The sequence below is a fragment of the Rhodoblastus sp. genome (genome assembly GCF_041915505.1).
Lineage (GTDB): Bacteria > Pseudomonadota > Alphaproteobacteria > Rhizobiales > Beijerinckiaceae > Rhodoblastus.
In genome coordinates, this window is sequence record NZ_JAYSBG010000344.1 from 1 (window position 1) to 3,627 (window position 3,627).

3 protein-coding genes and 1 pseudogene are annotated in these 3,627 nt (G+C 65.8%); 2 read left to right on the plus strand and 2 right to left on the minus strand.

What is annotated here, in order from left to right; translation table 11 throughout:
* Window positions 1-435: pseudogene (locus tag ACE3S9_RS16595) on the plus strand (hypothetical protein); the annotation flags it as partial.
* Window positions 436-538: 103 nt separating this feature from the next.
* Here ACE3S9_RS16595 and ACE3S9_RS16600 read toward each other — a convergent pair.
* On the minus strand, window positions 539-1,297 hold the full coding sequence (locus ACE3S9_RS16600) for a metallophosphoesterase (RefSeq protein ID WP_374547586.1): 759 nt from the start codon (window positions 1,295-1,297) through the stop codon (window positions 539-541).
* Window positions 1,298-1,352: 55 nt separating this feature from the next.
* Window positions 1,353-2,972 (minus strand): exodeoxyribonuclease VII large subunit, encoded by a 1,620-nt coding sequence (gene xseA, locus ACE3S9_RS16605; RefSeq protein WP_374547587.1) that lies wholly within the window; start codon window positions 2,970-2,972, stop codon window positions 1,353-1,355.
* Window positions 2,973-3,181: 209 nt separating this feature from the next.
* Here xseA and ACE3S9_RS16610 point away from each other — a divergent pair, with 209 nt between their 5' ends.
* Complete coding sequence (locus tag ACE3S9_RS16610) at window positions 3,182-3,505, plus strand: hypothetical protein (RefSeq protein WP_374547588.1); 324 nt, start codon at window positions 3,182-3,184, stop codon at window positions 3,503-3,505.
* The last annotated feature ends 122 nt before the right edge of the window (window positions 3,506-3,627 follow it).

Here is a 3,627-nt window from a genome sequence, read left to right on the forward strand (position 1 = left end):
ATGCTCGGCGCGCCGGCCCCGGCGCCAGGTGGACGCAGTCTCGCTCTGCTCTACACGCGGCACGAAAGCTGCGCCTGCTACATCCTGAGCCGGCGCGGCGCCGAAACGTTTCTGCGCCAGACCGAACGACCGAACCTGCCGGTCGATTACATCGTCTTTCCGGAGAACCCGATCGGCCGGAGCCTGCGGCTCTATCAGCTCGCGCCAGCGGTCGCGATCCAGGACCAGCTTCTGGTGAAAAAAGACGCGGGCGGCGCGAATTTTTCAAGCGACATCAGCCGGCTCGACGCGCCTAAGAAGAAAAACAAGCGCAAAGCCATGTTCACGCTGAAGCGTGAAACGATCCGGCTCTACAAGCAGATCTTCAAGGCTCGGCTTTATCTCGCCAATCGCCTCATGCGTGGGCTCAAGCCGGAAATCGTTTCGTTCCGCTAGATCGTTTCATTGTTTCTACGAAACAATGAAACGATCTAGTTTTTTGTTTTGACGCCTTTTCTTTACGCGAACCGGCATCCACTTCGCTCGAAAACGCTATAGATCACCAGCCGAGGAACAGCCGCTCGGCGAGAAATTCCGGCAGGCCGGCGGCGAAAATTTTCCGCGCGGCGGCGTCGACGTCATAGGCCACGCGAATGAAATTCAGCGTGCCGCGCAAATCGTCGTAAAGCGCGAAGGCGGCGAGCGGATTGCCGTCGCGCGGCTGGCCGACCGAACCCAGCACCGCGAGCCAGCGGCGGCTGCGCGCGAGCGGCGTCGGCAGATTGGCGGTCGGCGCGAAAAAGGCCGGCGGCTTGCCGGGCGCCTGATGATAGAGTTGCGGCCGGTGGACATGGCCGCAAAAGGTCGCATGGGCCCCGACCGCGTCGAGCGAGCGCTCGGCGGTTTCGATTCCCGTGACGTAGATAAAGCGGTCCGGCGCGCTGGCGTCGCCATGAACGTAGAAAATCTTCTCGCCGCCCTCGCCCGAGGCGACCGCCGTGAGCGGCATTGCGGCCAGAAAATCGCGCTGGGCCTTGTCCAACCGCCGCGCCGTCCATTCGATCGCGGCCCGCGCGGCCTCGTTCATATATTCGCTTGGACCCTGAACCGCCGCGAGATCGTGATTGCCCATCAGGCTGACGGCGCCGCGCGCGACATCTTCCGCCACGCAATCGACAATATAGCCGGGATCGGCCCCATAGCCGACCAGATCGCCCAAATAGACGAATTGCTCCGCGCCCAGCCGCCGCGCCTCCAGGCGGCAGGCGTCGAAAGCCTCACGGTTGCCATGGATGTCAGTCAGGAGGGCGATGAGCATATTGATTCAGATCAACGATACCTGATTTCTAGATCAAATTTTTCGCGGCGTCGCGTCAGAAAAGGCTGCCCTGCCCGCTTTCCCGCGCTTTCCGGGCCAAGGCGGGGCGTTCCTTGGCCGGCGCGTAGCGTTTCTTGCCGGCCGGCGCTGGCGAAGGCGCGCCCAGCGGCGCGCCGGCGATGGCCGCGACCCGACCATCGGCGAATTGCAAAGTGAGCCGCGCGCCCTCCGGCGCCTGCGCGACCGAGCGCACGGGGGCGTCGCTGTCGTCGCGCACCAGCGCGAAGCCGCGACCCAGCACCGCCTCATAGCCCACCGCCGCCAACAGTTGGTCAGCATGGGCCAACCTGTCCCGCCGCCTCGCCAGAATGGCGGCCACGGCGGCGTCGGCTCGGGCGCCGAGCGCCCCCGCCCTTTCGGCCTTGGCGCGCAGCTCGTTGCGCAGCAAGGCCAGACGCGCCAGACGCGCCGCGTCGAAACGCGCGCCGAGCGTTGCGAGACGCTCCCGCCGTTTTTCCAAAAGCCCCGCGCGGGCGGCGGCGAAACGGAACAGCATCGTCTGCAACCGGCCGGCGGCGCGCTGCAATTCGGCATGCGGCGCATGGCGCGCCAGTAGGCGCGACGCCTGGGCAAGCGCCAACTCGCGCCGCGACCGCCCCGCGGCCAGCGCCGCGCGCAGGCGGTCCCCGGCGCGATCGAGCCGCTGGCTCGGGGTCGCCAACAGGGTCTCGGGCGCCGGCAAAGCGCGGGCGAGCCCGCGCAGGTCCGCGCGACGGCGGTCGAGCAGGCGCAACGCCGCCGCGTCATGGCGGCGGGCGCGATCGGCCAGATCGGCCAGCAGTTCGGAACGCACCGGCACGGCCTTTTCGGCGGCCCCGGTCGGGGTCGGCGCGCGCAGGTCGGCGACCTGATCGAGCAGGGTCCAGTCGGTTTCGTGGCCGATGGCCGAGATCAGCGGGATCTCAGAGGCCGCTGCCGCGCGCAAAACCTCCTCCTCGTTGAAACTCCACAGGTCTTCCAGCGAACCGCCGCCGCGCGCGACGATCAGCAGGTCTGGCCGGGGGATCGCGCCACTCGGGGCCAAGGCGTTGAAGCCCCTGATCGCCGCCGCGACCTCGGCCGCCGAGGTCTCGCCCTGCACGCGCACCGGCCAGACCAGCACATGACGCGGAAAACGGTCGTTCAGGCGGTGCAATATGTCGCGGATCACCGCCCCGGTCGGCGAGGTGACAATGCCGATCACGCGCGGCAGGAAAGGCAGCTTTTTCTTGCGCGCCTCGTCGAACAGGCCTTCCGCCGCCAGCTTCTTGCGGCGCTCCTCCAGCAGGGCCATCAGCGCGCCGAGGCCGGCCGGCTCCAATTGTTCGATCACGATCTGATAGGAGCTTTTGCCGGGAAAAGTGGTGATCCGGCCGGTGGCGATCACCTCCAGCCCCTCCTGCGGCCGGGTGCGCAGGCGCGAAAAGGTTCCTTTCCAGATCACCGCGTCGATGCGGGCGCTGGCGTCCTTCAGCGAGAAATAGCAATGGCCGGAGGAATGCGGCCCGCGATAATTGGAAATTTCGCCGCGCAGCCGGACATGGCCGAACTGGTCCTCGATGGCGCGCTTCAGCGCCCCGGACAATTCGGAGACCGACAGTTCCGGCGCATTGCTGAGAAGGGCGGATTCGCTCATGCCGTCAGGCTAGTCGATTTGCGCAAGGTCTGGCGAGGGAAAGATTGGCCCGAAAAATGCTGCGCCTGCGCAGTAATCATGACGATCAGCCTTTGTCTCCGACTCGTCGGAAACAAAGGCGCCCGGCCGCGTCAGCGGCCGCCGCGCCAGTCGGCGCGGATCTCATCGGTCTTTTTCAAGGACCGATGAGATAAACCAGCGGAGCGCCCATGCCGTCCATTCCCGTCGCGACCTTGCACGAGCAAGGCCAGGACATGGTGATCGTCATCATGGACCAGGGCTTCGCCCGCGCCGCGCCAAAACAGCAGGAGGCGGCGATCAGCCAGTTGCAGGCTCTGGCCAAGCTGAACGGGCTCAAGGGAACGGTCGCCATGGTCTGGGACGAAGGCGGCAAGATGAATTATCTCATCCCGCAGCCCTGGCATGAGTTCTTCCAGAGCATCACCCTCGAAGACGTGCGCTCCCGGATCAACGCCGAGATCAAGTGGCGATGGGCAGGCGGTGGCCGCCGTAATCCTAATCGCCCCCTTTAACAGGCTGCTGAAAAACCCTTTCGCTTAAGTCTGGTTCGTGATTCGCTTCGATATGAGGGGGAGCATCAGGATGCGCGGGTCGGACGGGCGGTCGGGGCAGCTTTTCAGTTACGTCGATTTGG